Annotated in this window: 16 protein-coding genes and 1 riboswitch; of the genes, 3 read left to right on the top strand and 13 right to left on the bottom strand. The window is 36.0% G+C overall.

The annotated features are described in order from the left end of the window. Nucleotides 1–91 precede the first annotated feature (91 nt). Genes nikC through nikA form a run of 3 tightly spaced genes read right to left on the bottom strand, consistent with a single transcriptional unit; the run spans nucleotide 92 to nucleotide 3532 of the window. Nucleotides 92–922 carry a nickel transporter permease gene (nikC, locus tag ABIE66_RS11195; protein WP_370014717.1) on the bottom strand — a complete coding sequence of 277 codons (831 nt, stop codon included), beginning with the start codon at nucleotides 920–922 and terminating at the stop codon, nucleotides 92–94. Between the two features lie 2 nt (nucleotides 923–924). Next, on the bottom strand, nucleotides 925–1863 hold the full coding sequence (gene nikB, locus ABIE66_RS11190) for a nickel ABC transporter permease (RefSeq protein ID WP_289324739.1): 939 nt from the start codon (nucleotides 1861–1863) through the stop codon (nucleotides 925–927). Nucleotides 1864–1900: 37 nt separating this feature from the next. Then, the gene (gene nikA, locus ABIE66_RS11185; RefSeq protein ID WP_370014716.1) at nucleotides 1901–3532 is read right to left on the bottom strand and encodes a nickel ABC transporter substrate-binding protein; all 1632 of its coding nucleotides are present in this window, start codon (nucleotides 3530–3532) and stop codon (nucleotides 1901–1903) included. A 154-nt stretch (nucleotides 3533–3686) separates the two neighbouring features. Continuing rightward, nucleotides 3687–3875, bottom strand: a riboswitch (cobalamin riboswitch). Nucleotides 3876–4452: 577 nt separating this feature from the next. Between nikA and ABIE66_RS11180 the strand changes: the two genes are divergently transcribed. After that, the gene (locus ABIE66_RS11180) at nucleotides 4453–4641 is read left to right on the top strand and encodes a Spo0E family sporulation regulatory protein-aspartic acid phosphatase (protein ID WP_370014715.1); all 189 of its coding nucleotides are present in this window, start codon (nucleotides 4453–4455) and stop codon (nucleotides 4639–4641) included. A gap of 325 nt (nucleotides 4642–4966) precedes the next feature. After that, complete coding sequence (locus tag ABIE66_RS11175) at nucleotides 4967–5326, top strand: DnaA N-terminal domain-containing protein (protein WP_370014714.1); 360 nt, start codon at nucleotides 4967–4969, stop codon at nucleotides 5324–5326. Between the two features lie 220 nt (nucleotides 5327–5546). Here the strand turns inward: ABIE66_RS11175 and ABIE66_RS11170 are convergent, their stop codons facing one another. The 4 genes from ABIE66_RS11170 to ABIE66_RS11155 form a co-directional block, all read right to left on the bottom strand. Beyond that, nucleotides 5547–5912 (bottom strand): hypothetical protein, encoded by a 366-nt coding sequence (locus ABIE66_RS11170; protein WP_370014713.1) that lies wholly within the window; start codon nucleotides 5910–5912, stop codon nucleotides 5547–5549. 38 nt (nucleotides 5913–5950) lie between these two features. After that, on the bottom strand, nucleotides 5951–6373 hold the full coding sequence (locus tag ABIE66_RS11165) for a hypothetical protein (protein ID WP_370014712.1): 423 nt from the start codon (nucleotides 6371–6373) through the stop codon (nucleotides 5951–5953). 754 nt (nucleotides 6374–7127) lie between these two features. Further along, entirely contained in the window at nucleotides 7128–8009 is an 882-nt protein-coding gene (locus tag ABIE66_RS11160; protein WP_370017024.1) for an FtsW/RodA/SpoVE family cell cycle protein, read from the bottom strand. Nucleotide 8010: 1 nt separating this feature from the next. After that, nucleotides 8011–8301 (bottom strand): FtsW/RodA/SpoVE family cell cycle protein, encoded by a 291-nt coding sequence (locus tag ABIE66_RS11155; protein ID WP_370014711.1) that lies wholly within the window; start codon nucleotides 8299–8301, stop codon nucleotides 8011–8013. 677 nt (nucleotides 8302–8978) lie between these two features. Between ABIE66_RS11155 and ABIE66_RS11150 the strand changes: the two genes are divergently transcribed. After that, the gene (locus tag ABIE66_RS11150; protein WP_370014710.1) at nucleotides 8979–9482 is read left to right on the top strand and encodes a DinB family protein; all 504 of its coding nucleotides are present in this window, start codon (nucleotides 8979–8981) and stop codon (nucleotides 9480–9482) included. Between the two features lie 211 nt (nucleotides 9483–9693). On the opposite strand, the gene ABIE66_RS11145 is transcribed toward ABIE66_RS11150, so the two are convergent. The 6 genes from ABIE66_RS11145 to ABIE66_RS11120 form a co-directional block, all read right to left on the bottom strand. Then, entirely contained in the window at nucleotides 9694–12081 is a 2388-nt protein-coding gene (locus tag ABIE66_RS11145) for a heavy metal translocating P-type ATPase (protein ID WP_370017023.1), read from the bottom strand. 104 nt (nucleotides 12082–12185) lie between these two features. Next, nucleotides 12186–12392 carry a copper chaperone CopZ gene (gene copZ, locus ABIE66_RS11140; protein WP_289324730.1) on the bottom strand — a complete coding sequence of 69 codons (207 nt, stop codon included), beginning with the start codon at nucleotides 12390–12392 and terminating at the stop codon, nucleotides 12186–12188. Between the two features lie 16 nt (nucleotides 12393–12408). Beyond that, nucleotides 12409–12747, bottom strand: a complete 339-nt coding sequence (locus ABIE66_RS11135) for a metal-sensitive transcriptional regulator (protein ID WP_370017022.1) — start codon at nucleotides 12745–12747, stop codon at nucleotides 12409–12411. 209 nt (nucleotides 12748–12956) lie between these two features. Further along, nucleotides 12957–13844, bottom strand: a complete 888-nt coding sequence (locus ABIE66_RS11130; protein ID WP_370014709.1) for a glycoside hydrolase family 73 protein — start codon at nucleotides 13842–13844, stop codon at nucleotides 12957–12959. Between the two features lie 117 nt (nucleotides 13845–13961). Next, entirely contained in the window at nucleotides 13962–15353 is a 1392-nt protein-coding gene (locus tag ABIE66_RS11125) for a sensor histidine kinase (protein ID WP_370014708.1), read from the bottom strand. Then, the gene (locus ABIE66_RS11120) at nucleotides 15337–15984 is read right to left on the bottom strand and encodes a response regulator transcription factor (RefSeq protein ID WP_370014707.1); all 648 of its coding nucleotides are present in this window, start codon (nucleotides 15982–15984) and stop codon (nucleotides 15337–15339) included. Before ABIE66_RS11120 ends, ABIE66_RS11125 begins: the two co-directional genes overlap by 17 nt. Between the last annotated feature and the right edge of the window lie 45 nt (nucleotides 15985–16029).

Raw genomic sequence — 16029 nt, 5'->3', positions numbered from 1 at the left:
GTTTAAGTTTTATTCACTTTTATCTGCGAATCATTTTCGTACCCTAAACGTTAGAATGGGGTGTTGTCCCATCTTCCATCCATCCTCCCTTCTATTCCTTTTTTAGGTCTAGAGCATCCCTCAAAGCTTCGCCAAACAAGTTAAAAGCAAACACAACGATGAAGATCATCAACCCAGGGTAAAGCATCAATGAAGGGGTTTCTCTAAAAAATGGCTTACTATCATTGATCATCATTCCCCACTCTGCCTCTGGCGGCTGTATGCCAAGACCAAGAAAAGAGAGTCCAGAAATTGCTAAAATAACTCCTCCGATGTCCATAAAGATTAATACAACAACTTGAGAAATGATGGCAGGTAAAATATGTTTGATGACAATTACTCTCATTGGTGTCCCGCATATTTTGGCTGCTAAGACAAAGTTTTGCTCCTTTACACTAAGAACCATTCCTCGGATGACGCGTGCATAAAAAAACCATTGGACAAGCACCATCGCCAAGATCAGATTGCCAAGACTTGGTCCTAAAATTCCGATTAAAGCTAAGGACAGCAGAAAGCTTGGAAATGCCATGAGAATGTCACACATTCTCATGAAGAGATAATCAACTTTACCCCCTATAAAGCCTGCATAAATACCAAGTGGGATACTAATAATCATCATTAATCCCATGACAAGGAAAGCTGTTCCCAACGAGGTTCGTGTTCCATAGATTAATCGGGACAATATACATCTCCCTAAATGATCAGTCCCCAATGGAAACTGAGAGGAGGGCCCTTGCAGCTTCTGAACGATATCAATCAAGTTCGGATCATTAGGAGCCAAAAAAGGAGCAAAAAGAGCCAATACTGTCAGAAAGGAAATAATCATGATACTGATCATCATGAGCATATGTGTCATCAGCATTCTTTTCATGTTTTGCACCATTCTTATTTCTCTCCTTCCCAGCGTATACGGGGATCCAGGAAAGAATAAGTAAGATCCACAAGAAGATTGCAGACCACAAAGATCACACCCATAAACAATACACACCCCTGAATCATTGGATAATCTTGATTTAAAATAGATGTGACAAATAACTGTCCCATGCCGGGCCAAGAAAAAATTGTTTCAACAATAACCGCTCCGCTTAGCATGTTCCCGAAGCTCATTCCAAGTCCAGTTATCATAGGTAATAAGGACATTTTTAAGACATGTCTGATAACGATTAGTCTTTGGCGTAACCCTCTCACTCTAGCATACACAACGAATGGCTCATTCAAATTTCCTAGCATACTAGCTCGAAGCAATCGCATATACGTCCCTATATAGGTAAAAGCCAATGTCAAGGAAGGAAGCACTAGATGCGCCAAGGTCCCCCTTCCCAATACAGGAAATAAATCTAACTTTACAGATAAAAAATAGATCAAAAGAAACCCAAACCAAAAGGTTGGCATAGAGACACTTACAAAGGCTGCTATTCTGCTAAACTGATCAACAAATTTCCCCTTGTAAATAGCAGAAATCATGCCTATAGGTAAACTAATAACAACAATTAAGATAAGCGAAGCAAATGTTAATTGAACTGTTGGGAAGAAATGTACCACAATTTCTTCCCATACGGAGTTATTGGACACGTAAGACATCCCTAAATCCAATTGCAACACTTTTCCCAGCCATCCAAAATACTGGACATATAAAGGCTTGTTTAAACCAAGCTCAACTCGAAGGGCAGCCACTGTCTCATTCGTAGGAGGAATATGTGACGCCCTTAAGTAAGCTACTGCCGGATCTCCAGGAATTAAGTGAAGCAAGATAAAAGTAATGAGCGAAACTCCGAATAATATTGGAATTAAACTTGTGAGACGTTTAAAAATAAACCAACTCATGTAGCACTCCTTAAGTTGTTTTTAAGTATCCCCTATTTCAATTAACATCAATTGAAGTTAAAGGGACCTCAGATTCTTGAGGTAAAAAATCTACTCCACTAATGTTTTTTTGATACACCGCTATATTAGACTGATAAGATATCGGTAAATAAATGGCTTGTTCGTGCAATGTCGTTAATATATCTGAATACAGTATTTTTCTATCTTCCTCGTCAGTAGTTAATAATACTTTCTTAATTTTCTGGTCTATTTCTTTTTTTACTGGCAACCCTAATTGAGCGTTATAATCTGGACTACCATTTTCCGAATTAGTCGTCATAGACGCTAAATAGGAATGTGGATCAAACGGTACAGACCATGTTGCTGTAAATAATAAATCAAACTTACCTTGAAATGCCGTTGTCCAAAAAGTATTAGTTTCCTGACTGGTCAACTTAACATCTATTCCCAGTTTTCTAAAATCACCTTGTGTAAATTCTGCGATTGACTTTTGGATGTTATCTGTACTATTAAACAGTAATTCCAATTGCAATTCTTTTCCGTCTTTTTCTCTAAATGGTTTCCCCTTCACTTGTTTCCATCCAGCTTCATCCAATAACATTTTTGCTTTTTCTGCATCATACTCATATGGCTCTATATTAATTTTCGTATAAGGCAAAATAGGTGGAAACAAAGTATCAGCCTTTTTTTCCATACCATAAAAGATCTTATCGATAACAGCTTGTTTATTAAAAGCATGTTGGAGAGCTAACCGAACTTTAAGATCTTTAGTCGCTTCTCTGTTTGAGTTAAGAAGCAGCGTTCTTGTAGCTGTAGGTTCTGACAATTTGGTTTCATATTGCCCTGAATTCTTCAAAAATTGGAATGAATCTTGGCTGATGACCCCGTTTCCAAATATAAAGTCGAGTTCCTTTTTCTCAAAAGCTAACACTCTTGACTCTCCATCAGTAATGACTTTAACAACCACCTTATCTACTTTAGGCTTAGTGCCCCAATAATGTTCGTTCCTTTTGAAAACAGCAAACTCATTTTTCTTATACTCGCTCAATACCCACGGTCCAGTGCCAATCTGAGACTTGAGTCCGTCCTTAAATGTGTTTTGGCTGTCAGGAAAAGCAGCTTCTCCTACAAATCTCAAAGGTCTGATGTAAGTTAGTTCTTGAAGAGTTGGATAATACGCGTTGTTCAAAATAAGTTTAATAGTATATTCATCTATTATTTTTGTATCTTTGATTTGGTTAATTAATCCCACCCATTCATGTTGTTTGCGATTATCTAAAATGGTATCAAAGTTTTTCTTGACGATTGCAGCATTAAATACCGAACCATCGGAAAATTTTACATCTTTTCTTAGATGGAATACATATTCTTTTCCATCTTTCGATATATCCCAGCTCTCCGCAAGCCAAGGCTGAATTTCTCCACCTTTACCGTAATAAACAAGGGATTCATATACCATAGCCTGGGAAAAAAACTCATTCGGAAAATATGTGTGTGGATTTAAGTCACCTATATCCCCAGGCCATGAAAAAGTAACAACTTTTTGCTTTTCATTATCTAATGTATTTTCTTGATCTATTGTTGTGTTGCTGCAACCTGTAACTAAGATTGTGAAAATTACTAGTAGTCCAACAAAAGAATGGAATAAATTAGACCGTTTTATAAACATGCTTTCTCACCTTCAATTATGGAATTTTAACTATTTGAAAAATCACGAAATACAAAAAAGCATTTCCAACCAGATTTAACGGTCAGAAATGCTTATATATTAAGAACAAATTCGTCTTCTGGCACTCTAACACCTCCCTATCTCCCGTAGGTTAACAGCATTTCTAGAACAGGCAGGTCTTCTGACTTAGGTTCATCATCTCCATGCGTCTTCCCGGATATTATCCAGTGACTTTCTTGCATAGGACTCACCCTTACAGCGGCGGGACCGTGCCGGATTTTGCACCGGCTTCCCTTTTAAATATTCGCTATTAAACGAATATACCCATTCCAATAAAATATGAAATTTTTCCTCATCTTCATAGTAAAATATAGAGCTTGTCCATCTTAAAATTATTAAGTCAAAACCTCTTGATGCTTCTTAACACTTTAATAGTTTCATCTCTAATTAATTTTTGATAAACTCAGCTACTCAGCAACTAATCATTTCCATCCTAGCAATAAACGAAAAACAGTTAGTAAAAAGGAGAATAAATATCTATTCTTAAGAATTTAACAAATATTAAAAACTCTCCAATATTATACGGTTTTACGATTACAACTCTCTAAAAATGGATATTAACTATATGAAAATAAAATCAAAAAGTTTACCTAATACAAATTATATTCCTTATCACAAATTTATGCCATATCAAATTAAGATCCTGATGTTTTTTAACGGTTCGTTTTATACGGAGGCAATAATCTTATACAAACAGTTATTTGTAACGACATATATGAATGATAGTATGTAGATTTTTCATTTTCAGATTTGTATTGCTCCCTCCCGAATAAGTTATTTTTTATAAGTGAACACTTACTTTGTATTTGAAAGCAACCTAATTTATGTAATAATAGATTCATAACAATAAAAGAAAGTACTTGAGGGATTTTGCATTGGTAAGTATTGAAGCATTACATGAAAAAATTGAGATATTGAGGAAAGATTTAATAACTACCGCATTGACATATGGATTAACTTCTCCAAAAACATTACATAATAGCCAGGAACTGGATAAACTATTGAATTTACTTGAGCATGAAAAAGAACCAAATGTACAATATTTCTAAAACAGGAATGAAATTTGATTTAATCTTTCTAACTTCATTCAATCATGATAGCTGTAGGAACTATCTCTCTGAATTATATTGGAATTATTTTTAATGATCACTGTGCATTTCATGCAGTATATTTCCCTTACTTAACCACCTCGTGTTCAATTCTTGGACTCGTGGACTAATTTTTCTGGATTATTTAATGAAAATGATCATCACTTCTTACCTAATGCTTCTTAGTTTAGTTTTCTACGTTATTTCGTGTAGAATTCGTCATGGGATTAGAACAAAAAGAAGTTATACTAAATAAAAAGATAACCAGATAGCAAGGGGACGTACAATGGATAGAAATGATAAATCTAAAGATATTTTAATGAAAGAGTTACAAGAGCTTAAACTTTCACTTGAACATGAATTAAATCGTGTCACTCAAATAATAAATCATTTAAAACCAGAAAAAGAAGCTGTGCCACCGTTTGAAGATGTCACATTACAAACTGAATTGTTGGACGATCAAGATATATTCTCCCTCGTTAAAGTACAATTGCAGAAAAAGATCTCTAAGCCGAGCTATGAGACATGGTTGAAAGATGTACACTTGTCTTCGATTGAAATTGACCAAATGACATTGGTTGCACCTAATGAGTTCGCCCGAGATTGGCTGGAGGAAAGGTACGCAAAATTAATAAAATCTTGCTGAAGGGTATCAATGGAAAAGATTATAGCATTCGATTTATTGCGAAATAAGGGAACACTCTTAAACATTCAAACGAAGAAGCTATAAAGGCTTCTTCGTTTGTTATAAAAAATAATAAAGTACATGTACCGTTCCTAAAGCTTTTGAGTCTTAGATAATTTAAAGTAAAGAGGCAGCCATGTGGCTGTTTTTTATCGCCCCGAAATGCCCCGATTTCTTAAGTCTAGAGTTTGCTATCATTAATTTTCCTATATCTTAATGTCATATCAACTATTGTCAATAATAAAACAAACCATAAGATAGGATTTTTTAAGGAGATTCCTACAGTGGATTCCCCCCCCATTAATGTTAATACTCCTATTAGCACTAAAGTATAAAAAATAAATACTGCTTCTACAATTAATGAATGTTCACATTCTTTTTCAGTCTTTCGATTAAGGACTATATAGATAATCGCCACTGAGATAATTCCAAATGTCAGTGCCGTCTTAGGTATGTCATTGAAAACGATATGTGGGAAATAATCAAAAATCATTAGAAAAGAAAATAATAATAAGATACCTATTCTTAATAATATTTTCAATTTCATCTAATCCCCCATTCCCTAGATTATTATTTCCCGAACCATTAATTGCATTGGAAATATTGAACAGATTTAGGTGATGTATAATTACTTTTTCCATAATGAACTACTGTTGCATGATAATTCCTTTTCTTTTCTGCAGTGCTATAAGAACTTGATACCCAAGAACCCACATAAGTTGGAATAATTTTAGACCAGCTATTTAACTTTACAAAAAGCCAATTTAAAAATACGCTATCTGTTAATTTTTCAGGAATCTTTTTCATCATATATGCGAAAATTAGATTTTTAGCTTCATTTACATCAGTATTTTTGTAGGTTCTATAAATTGGAGGTATTTCTGTTTTCGTTGATCCACCTGAAATAGGAGCATAGGAAGTAATACCACCAACGTTAGGTGTTCCAATACTCATAACTTCATTATACAAGTCTTCAATCTCTTGTTCCGTTAAAATTGTATTACTCATTATTTCTAGACCTTTAAAAAAAAAGGCTTACTCTTTTAATTCTTGTTCTGTAGATGTCTCGGTGATAACTTCTTTACTTGCAAAGGAAGGAGCTACAAAGGTAAATAAAATAACCAAAGATACTGAAAAAGCACACATTTTTTTCATAATATTCGATTCCCCTTTTTGTAGTTTTTTAATCTAACATTTTTCCTACATTTAAAGAAAGAAGTAAAAATAAATTCCTTCATGGAACATGCACGTTTATGTAATGAATCTAAGTGGAAGGTGAAGCCGGAACTGTTCCAGTAAATAGAATGCGGCGCCCTTTAGAATGAGTATTAGTTACTATTCAACCTTAGCATTTATATGATAATATATCTATATTAAATGTATATTTTTTTAAAAAAAATCTAAATTACAGGATTAAAGAACCATAAAACCAAAAATATCGATACCTATTTTGTTAGTCGCATTTTTTATGCTACCCCTGTGGAACCTCTGAACGGCCTACTAATTTATTAATTTTAAAATGGATCACATTCCTCCAACTTATGAATGCTGTAATAGTATTTGTTAAGCAGTATCCTACATTTCTTCATGCCGTTTATTCATAAAAAAAAGACCAAGCATTGCTTGATCTGAGTGCTAACATTTCTCTCCAGGTAAGAGTTAAGTAGGGGCACATATTTCTTAACCTTCCTCTTTGGGCTACACTTTCTATTATTGAAATTAGTTTAGCCTATCGTATTTTAAATAAATCCTAAAAGTTTTGTCACTCATTCGAAAACATATAATCCTTTTTCTTCAATGAAACATTCAATACCAAACCAAGTCCCATCATCGTAGCCATCACCGAACTCCCTCCATAGCTCATTAATGGCAGAGGAATTCCTGTGATTGGAATTAGACCGATGACCATTCCGATATTTTGAAATATGTGGAAGGTCAAGAAAGAGATGACACCTACACATATAAAAGATTCGAAAAAAGAAGAACTCAATGCAGTCGCAACGATTTTATAAATGATGAAGAAATAAAGGGATATTAGCAAACTTGCCCCTATGAACCCAAATTCTTCAGCCACTATGGTAAATATAAAATCGGTATGTGCTTCAGGAATATATACATTGCTTTGGTTGAAGCCTTTCCCTTCAGTCATACCGGAACCAATCGCTAATATGGACTGCTTCAATTGATAACCGATTCCCTGGCCATGGCCAAATGGATCCAGCCAAGAATTTATCCTATCCAATTGATATCCATCCAGTAAGTTCAATAATAGATCAGGATCATATAGATAGATGATTACCAAAGAACATACAATACTGACCACTAAAGAAACTACAGAAGCTATCATTTTCCAATTGATCCCCGATACAAGGATGATTCCCATGGTGATGACGGCCATTACCAATGAAGTGCCAAAGTCATTCTGCAGAAGCGTAAGACCGATTGGCAAAGCAGCTATCAATCCCATTTTAAACAATAATTTAATATCTGTCCTTATACCCCCTACCGGAAACTTGTCAATATGTTTAGTCAGGATATAAGACAACATCAATATTAAAAATATTTTCATGAACTCGGATGGTTGTATGGAGCCTAATCCTGGAATTTCAATCCATGATTTAGCCCCCTTCCGGACTGGGGCTATACTATCGGGACCCTAACAATACAAATAGTAGCAGCAAAATGCCGAATGAATATATAAAGGGAGTTAGTTTCATGATCGTCTCAAAATCAAAATAAAAAATGGCCAGAACAATCACTCCGCTTACTACAAACCAGACAATTTGCTGCTGAAAATAATCTATATCAAGCTGTGCATATTTTTGGGCACTGTATAAACTAACGCTACTGAAAACCATCAGAATGATGATTAACATAGCTAGATTTGAATCAAAGTAACTTTTACGTTTATTCACAAAATCACCGAATCTTTTCATTTTTTTTATAGTAATAATATCATTCTACTTAACCTTTTTATTTCTTTCTCATTCGAATCGATTATTCCAGATATGGTTTACACCGTTCCCTTCACTCCACCTCCGATCCATAAATAACCACAATATAATGTTACCATTTTTTAGTGCGTTTATTTCATTTTTTTTCTAATTATCCCATCCCAATCCAAGGTTTACGTAGTGAGGATGGAGAATGTCTTTTAATAAAAGGAAACTTTTGTAATTACAGATCATAATAAACTAATAGGATAAAACTTTACTTGGGAGTTGTTGAGATGGACTATCGTTTATTGATTATTGGAATGGCTCTTTTATTATTTCCTATTTGGGGGAATCAAAAAACAAACTTGGCTGTTAGCAGGATTTAATGAAAAGATGATTAATAATAAGTCTTTATTGGGGAAAGTGACTGGCGGGGGCTTTTTTCTTCCGTTAGGATTGTTAATAATTATAAATAGCATGACCGACTATCCTTATGAAGGTAAAACTCTTATCCTAGCCATATTAGTACTTTTAACAATTGTGTATGTGTTTATCAATAGGAAGTTACTGGATTAATAGTAAGGGGAATGCTCGGCATCTGGAACATTCAGCTTTTGATAAAGGTATTCTTTAAATTATGTCGAAAGGGATTTAGTAACAATGGAAGGAGTGAGAAAATGGAAAAGGACCGTGCCAAGAAAATGTATGATTACCACGTTTGGGCTAATCAGCAAGTGTTCCAAAACCTAAAACAATTACCGGACGGAGTCTATGGCGACACGTTAAAAAGTGTCTTTCCCTCCATAAAGGAAGTCCTGGTTCACCTTTACGCAACAGACGTCACATGGTTGGAGATAATGAAAGGAAGCACCATTCAAGATACCTTTAAGAAAGTTGAAAGGGTACGGGAAGAAGTGGATGGAGTTTCAATAAATGAACTTGAATCCTACTATGATGAACTTGCAAAGGATTATGACGTTTTTCTTGCTACGCAGCCTGATCTTGAACGGACCATTGTAACCGAACATCCCAAAATGGGGGCGTGTGAGTTTGTACTTGCCGACCTCATCCATCATGTAGTGAATCACGGGACCTATCATCGCGGTAATGTGTCGGCGATGCTCCATCAACAAGGCGAGCGTGGCACACCTACAGATTATGTATTTTACTGTTTAAAATAAGCTCGGTATGGCACCTCGAAAACAAAGAAACATCATTAGGGGTGGCTGTAAATATCTAAAGCTCATTCCAGATGAATGCAGATGATCCCCTTTCCAGGATCATCTGCTTTTTTACTATAAGGAATGACAATCGGATTGCTCGAGGCGTATGGCAGATAGAAAAAGGCATTGATATAAGTACCAATGCCTTCAATATATGGTTACATGCTCTTTAGAGCTTTACCCGTTGAAGACGAAGTGCATTTAATACGACTGATACAGAACTGAAAGCCATGGCAGCACCCGCTAACCATGGGGCAAGCAGTCCAATTGCCGCAATTGGTATTCCGATTACGTTATAGGCAAATGCCCAGAATAGGTTTTGTTTGATATTTCGCATCGTTTTCCTGCTCATGAGGATTGCATCTGCAATACTGTTCAAATCACCCCGGATCAAAGTGATATCAGCAGCTTCCATGGCTACGTCCGTCCCTGTTCCGATAGCCATTCCTATATCAGCAAGTGCAAGCGCGGGTGCATCATTAATCCCATCCCCGACCATTGCCACTCTTTTACCGGCTGACTGCAGTTTTTTAACTTCTTCCGCTTTCCCCTCTGGAAGGACTTCTGCAATCACTTGGTCAATGCCCACTTGATTGCCGATTGCATTTGCTGTCTTTTGATTATCCCCGGTTATCATGATGACCTGGATATCCATTGCTTTTAACCTTTTAATCGCCGTTAGGGAGGTATCTTTAATCGTATCCGCAACAGCAATGATGCCTGCATATTCTCCTCCAATGCTTGCGAGCATCGCGGTTTTCCCTTGCTCTTCAAGTTCTTCCATCGCTGTTAGCGCCTTTGTGATATCCACGTTATTTTGCTTCATCAATTTACGCGTTCCCACGAATAACACTTTTTGATCCACTACAGCTCTCACCCCGTAACCAGGAATCGCTTCAAATTCCTCAACCACCGTAAGTGATATCTGTCTTGCTTGAATTCCTTGAACGATCGATTGGGCAAGAGGGTGTTCAGATTGTTTTTCAGCTGCACCGATAAGAGATAAAAACTGTTCTTGTTCCATTCCATTCTCGATGAGGACATCGGTCAGTACCGGGGTACCATTCGTTACCGTTCCCGTCTTATCCAAAATGACCGTATCAATATGGTGAGTGGTTTCCAAGTGTTCCCCGCCTTTAAATAAAATACCGAATTCGGCGGCCCGACCTGATCCTGCCATGATGGATGTGGGGGTGGCCAGACCTAAAGCACATGGACAGGCTATGACAAGCACTGCAATCATCGCTTCAAAAGCTGGTGTGAATTCTCCAGGGTTAACCCATATCATCCAAACCAGAAAAGTTAAAAGGGCGATCCCGACAACAATTGGAACGAAAACACCGGAAATTTGGTCAGCAAGCCGTTGAATCGGAGCTTTGGACCCTTGCGCATCTTCGACGACTTTGATGATTTGGGAAAGAGCTGTATCCCTTCCGATCTTTGTCGCTTTCATTTTGAGAAAACCATTTTTATTCAATGTTGATCCGATCACAGGATCCCCTTTTGTTTTATCCACCGGAATGCTCTCACCCGTTAACATGGATTCATCGACTGCAGAGTTCCCTTCGATCACTTCTCCATCGACAGGGATCTTTTCACCCGGCTTCACCAAAACAGTATCCCCTACAATGACTTCTTCAAGCGGTATTTCACGTTCTTCCCCATTCCTTAACACCAATGCCGTTTTGGCCTGAAGCCCCATCAATTTTTTGATGGCCTCGGAAGAACGCCCTTTTGCTTTTGCTTCAAAAAGCTTCCCTAAAAGAATGAGGGTGATAAGAATCGAACTAGTTTCGAAGTAAAGTTGTGCTGTATTGTGATGGGAACCGCTTGAGATGATTGCCTGATAGACACTGTAAAAATAAGCAGCGGATGTTCCCATTGCAACCAATACATCCATATTGGCACTTTTGTTTTTCAAGGCTTTATAAGCACCAACATAAAACTGCTTCCCAATGATGAATTGCACAGGGGTGGCAAATGCCATTTGCACCCAGGGATTCATGAGGAAATCAGGCATATAGATGAACGAAGTAAAACTGAAATGACTTACCATCGCCCATAACAATGGAAAAGATAAAATCACCGAAAAGATGAAGTTATTCTTTTGTTTTTGAATTTCTTTCTGACGGAAATCCACTGAATCCCTATTATCTTCCTTGATGATCGCCCCATACCCCAACTTCTCCACTCGTTGAATGATATCAAGTGGGGAGGCTTCGGAAGGATCATACTCGACGGTCGCATTTTCGAGCGCAAGATTCACATTAGCCATACTCACTCCATCCAACTTATTTAACCCTTTCTCAATTCGGGTAGCACAGGCAGCACAGGTCATGCCAGTAATCGTAAATTCCTTTTTCTCTTTCACTACATCATAGCCAAGGTCTTGTATTTTCTTTTCAAAGTCATGGGTGCTTAATTTTTCCGAATCATATTTAATGACCGATTTCTCAAGGGCCAAATTAACGGTGACTTCCTCAACGCCTTCCATCCTGTTTAACCCTTTTTCAATCCTGGTTGCACAGGCAGCGCAAGTCATGCCTGAAATCTGCATACTTGTTTCTTTTATCTGTCTGCTCACATCATCCCCGCCTTCCTATACCGCTATGGGGTATAATTCTTTGTAAAAAAGAAGTGCTTTAACAGCACCCTCAAATCTTACTCGACATCGTAGCCTTGATCATCAATCGTTTCTTTTATTTTTTCAAGTGATACTTTTTCATGATCAAACGCTACATCCACTTTGCCTGCATCCAAATGCACTTTTACGCTTTCAACACCTGCCAGTTTACCTACATTCCCTTCAACTGCATTCACACAATGACCACAAGACATTCCACTTACATTCAATGTTACCTTTTCCATTTTAACCACTACTCCTTTATTTTTTCATTAATTTTTGTATCGTTACAAGCACTTCATCTATAACCTCTGTATCCCCATCATTCAGGCGTTCGACCACACAATTCCTTAGATGGCCTTCCAATAAAATCTTGGCCACACTATTCATCGCACTTTGTGTAGCTGCTATTTGGGTAATCACATCATCACAGTACGTATCTTTTTCAATAAGACCCTTTATACCGCGAATTTGACCTTCGATTCGATTTAACCGGGTTGTTAAATTCTTTTTTACTGCTTCTGAGTGATGACTCTTTCGGCCGTGAGAAGAAGTCGTACAGCATTCTTCTTCATTCATAGAATCTTGACTATTCATCATTTCATCCATTCCCATCCCTCCTCGAAAATTAATATACCATACCCTCCTACCCTATGCAAAGAATTAGTTTTATGTTCATTATTTACTAAAATCTTAGTTCTTTATTCATATCATTGGGATTAGGTCTTTCTAGCAACTAAACTCACTTTCACAATATACTGTTTAAGGGACAGGTAATTAGCAGATCATCCATACAGTTTATTAAAACATTAACCATAATTAAGATGTGCTTCACTATCAATCAATTGTAATTGATACTGCCTAATCAATTCTATTAATAACTCACTATATATTTTCTCGCCCGCTTCATTTTCTATTGTACTATACCCTGCTTCTTGTAATGCTGTCGCCTGCTCCGTATAAGTTTTAGAAGAAAATAAACCATTCTTTTCATATCGGGGATTTTTAGTTAAAAAAGCTGCATGATCTTGGAGAGAATCGGAAATCGTATCATACACTCTAAAATCAGCTTGAATATTCTCTTCATGAAATTCTCTCGTACTAATATTTGCCGACTTGCCATCCCAGTTATAACTTTTTATCCCAAATATATTGTTATACTTCACAGACAACTCTGATTTTCCCCAACCGGATTCCAATATAGCTTGTGCTATTGTAATAGAAGGAAGAATACCATTTTCTTTATAATTATCAATGGCCCCCTCTTTTATGCTGGAAATGAAACTCACTTGCAAGCTATCTTTATTTTCTTTATTTGAGCTAGTACCCTCAGCATTTAAATATTTCAAATATGCATGGACTTCTTTTTTTTGTTTTTCACTATAACCTAACGCTTCAATCACTTCATCAACCTCTTTCAATCGATATTGATTTTTCTTCTTCTCAATAAACAGATTTGCCGTCTTTTCTATTTCTTGCTTTGTCATTGTGTCTAGTGCATATTCCACACTCGCTATCGCAGCAACGTCTTTCCAGTTCACTTGTATTTTCCCAATACTTGTCTCATCAATAACATTTTGAATTTCTTTCATTTTTTCTGTAGAAATTGAGTTAATATCAAATAATTTTATAAAATTCAGAGCTCCTATCAATATCAATGCAAAAATAATAATTTTCCCTAATCTTGCTCGTTTCACTTTTCTTCCCCTTTTCATCCCTTATTTGGAACATCGAAAGTCCATCTCTGATTAATATAGTACCTTTCATATGTCACAACAGTATGACAAAAAAAGCATCACCAATGTGGTGATGCCCTACTGTGTTTCAAACCATATCGTAAAATGAATATTCATCTCGTTTAAAGTAACTTCATATCTTAAATCATTTTTAGCCAATATATTGGCTACTATTGCTAAGCCCAATCCCGTTCCAGAAATTTCTTTATTTCTCGATTTTTCTATCACATAAAAAGAATCCCATATATTTTGCAAATGTTCTTCTTTTACTATTGTTGTTTTATTTTTTATTTCGAATTTCAAACTGCCGTCAAAATCATTCTCCAATGTTATGACAAAAAAATCTTCTTCCCCATACTTAATGGCGTTGCTAATAAGGTTGTTAAATACAATATCCATTTGTCTTTTATCTGCTTTTACCATGCATTTCTCAGCTGAATCTAAGTGATCGCGAACTTCTATGCCAGCGTTATTCAATAGAGCTTTATAATGGAAAATTAACTTTTGGAGAAACTCTCTTAAATCGAACGTTTCTTTGCTGGCATCCAAGGCTTGCACTTTAGCAAGCATAATTAAATGATCTACCATATCAGATGTATTTTTCACTTGTTCCAAGATAACATTTGTATATGTCCCATCATCTAAGCCATCCATTATGCCGATTGTATAGGCTTGTATTAATGATAACGGTGTCTTCACCTCATGGGATATGTTTGTTACCAATGAATTTAAATTCTGATTTTTCATTTCCAATTGTAAATGGGCATTTTTTAAGCGAGTGCTCATATCATTGATACTGTGAGATAATTCCTCTATTTCATCTCCTGACTTTATATCTACTTGTTTAAAGTTCAAATTGGCAATATCTTTTGCCACACTTTGTAGCTTTTCTAATGGAGTAATGATTTTTTTGGAATAATATGCGACTAACAATAAGATGATGATGATACCGAAAACAATGGAGTAAAAATTTAGTTGATTGATAATTTCCATGGCATCGGTATTATGAACGACAACTGTACCGATTAAAACCAGGTGACCCTCCTGCTCATACAATAAAGTCAGCAAGCTTGACTTTATTTTCCCTTGATTATATAACTGTTTGACAATTTCACCCTCGTTTACCTTTTTTAATGTATCCTCCGTTATCCAAAACTTATTCAATGGAATTTTTTCTTTATATAGACTAAATTGCATAAGCTCATTCAGTTCATCGATATTACTTTTATTTTCGATGATAACGATTGTTACATTGTTAGTAATTTCAGTGGAATTTTCAATTTCCTTTAATTTATTGATACTCAAATCATTTATTTCATCGTAAGTTGATGTGAGTTTTTGCTTCATTTTATACAAATAATAATCAGACAAAAAATAGTTGTTTAATAAATAAGATATACCGAAAACGATAACCATTATTATACTGACCATGGATAATAATTTAGTGCTTATTTTATTGCTCTTTATCATGGAAGCTATACCCCAATCCCCTATGAGTGAGAATGTTGTGAGCCCCAATCTTATCCCGCAATCTATTAATATGCGTGTCGACTGTTCTTTCTTCCCCGATATAACTCATTCCCCATACCATTGATAACAAAGTATCCCTGGACAATATTTGCCCCTTATTTTTATATAAAAATGCCAACAACTCAAATTCTTTTTTGTAAAGACTTACTTCATTACCATTTTTATATACTTTCAGTCTAAGCAAATCGATTTTCAAATCCCTGATCCCTACTATTTTTTCCATACCAAGCATCTTTTTCACTCTTAGAATCAATATTCGCGGGTCAAATGGTTTTCGTATATACTCATCGGCTCCAATATCTAGTGCACTGAATTCATCATCATTAGATGATCTAGCTGTCAGCATCACTACTTTCACCAAACTCACTTTCTTTATTTCAGAACAGACTTCCATTCCATTTAATTTCGGCATCATCCAATCCAACACAACCAAATCGATTTTATTAGAAAAGAAGAGGTTCAAAGCCTCATCACCATCATAAGCAACATACACATTAAGTCCTTCTTTCTCGAAATAAGTCTTCAATATGACTGTCAACCGTTTTTCATCATCAGCTATCAAAATGTTCATTGAAAACTCTCCTTATTCATCCAAAAAAGTGAAACCTTAATATAA

The organism is Peribacillus sp. B2I2 (assembly GCF_041261685.1).
Taxonomy (GTDB): Bacteria; Bacillota; Bacilli; order Bacillales; family DSM-1321; genus Peribacillus.
This window is presented reverse-complemented; position numbering and strand designations above follow the sequence as displayed.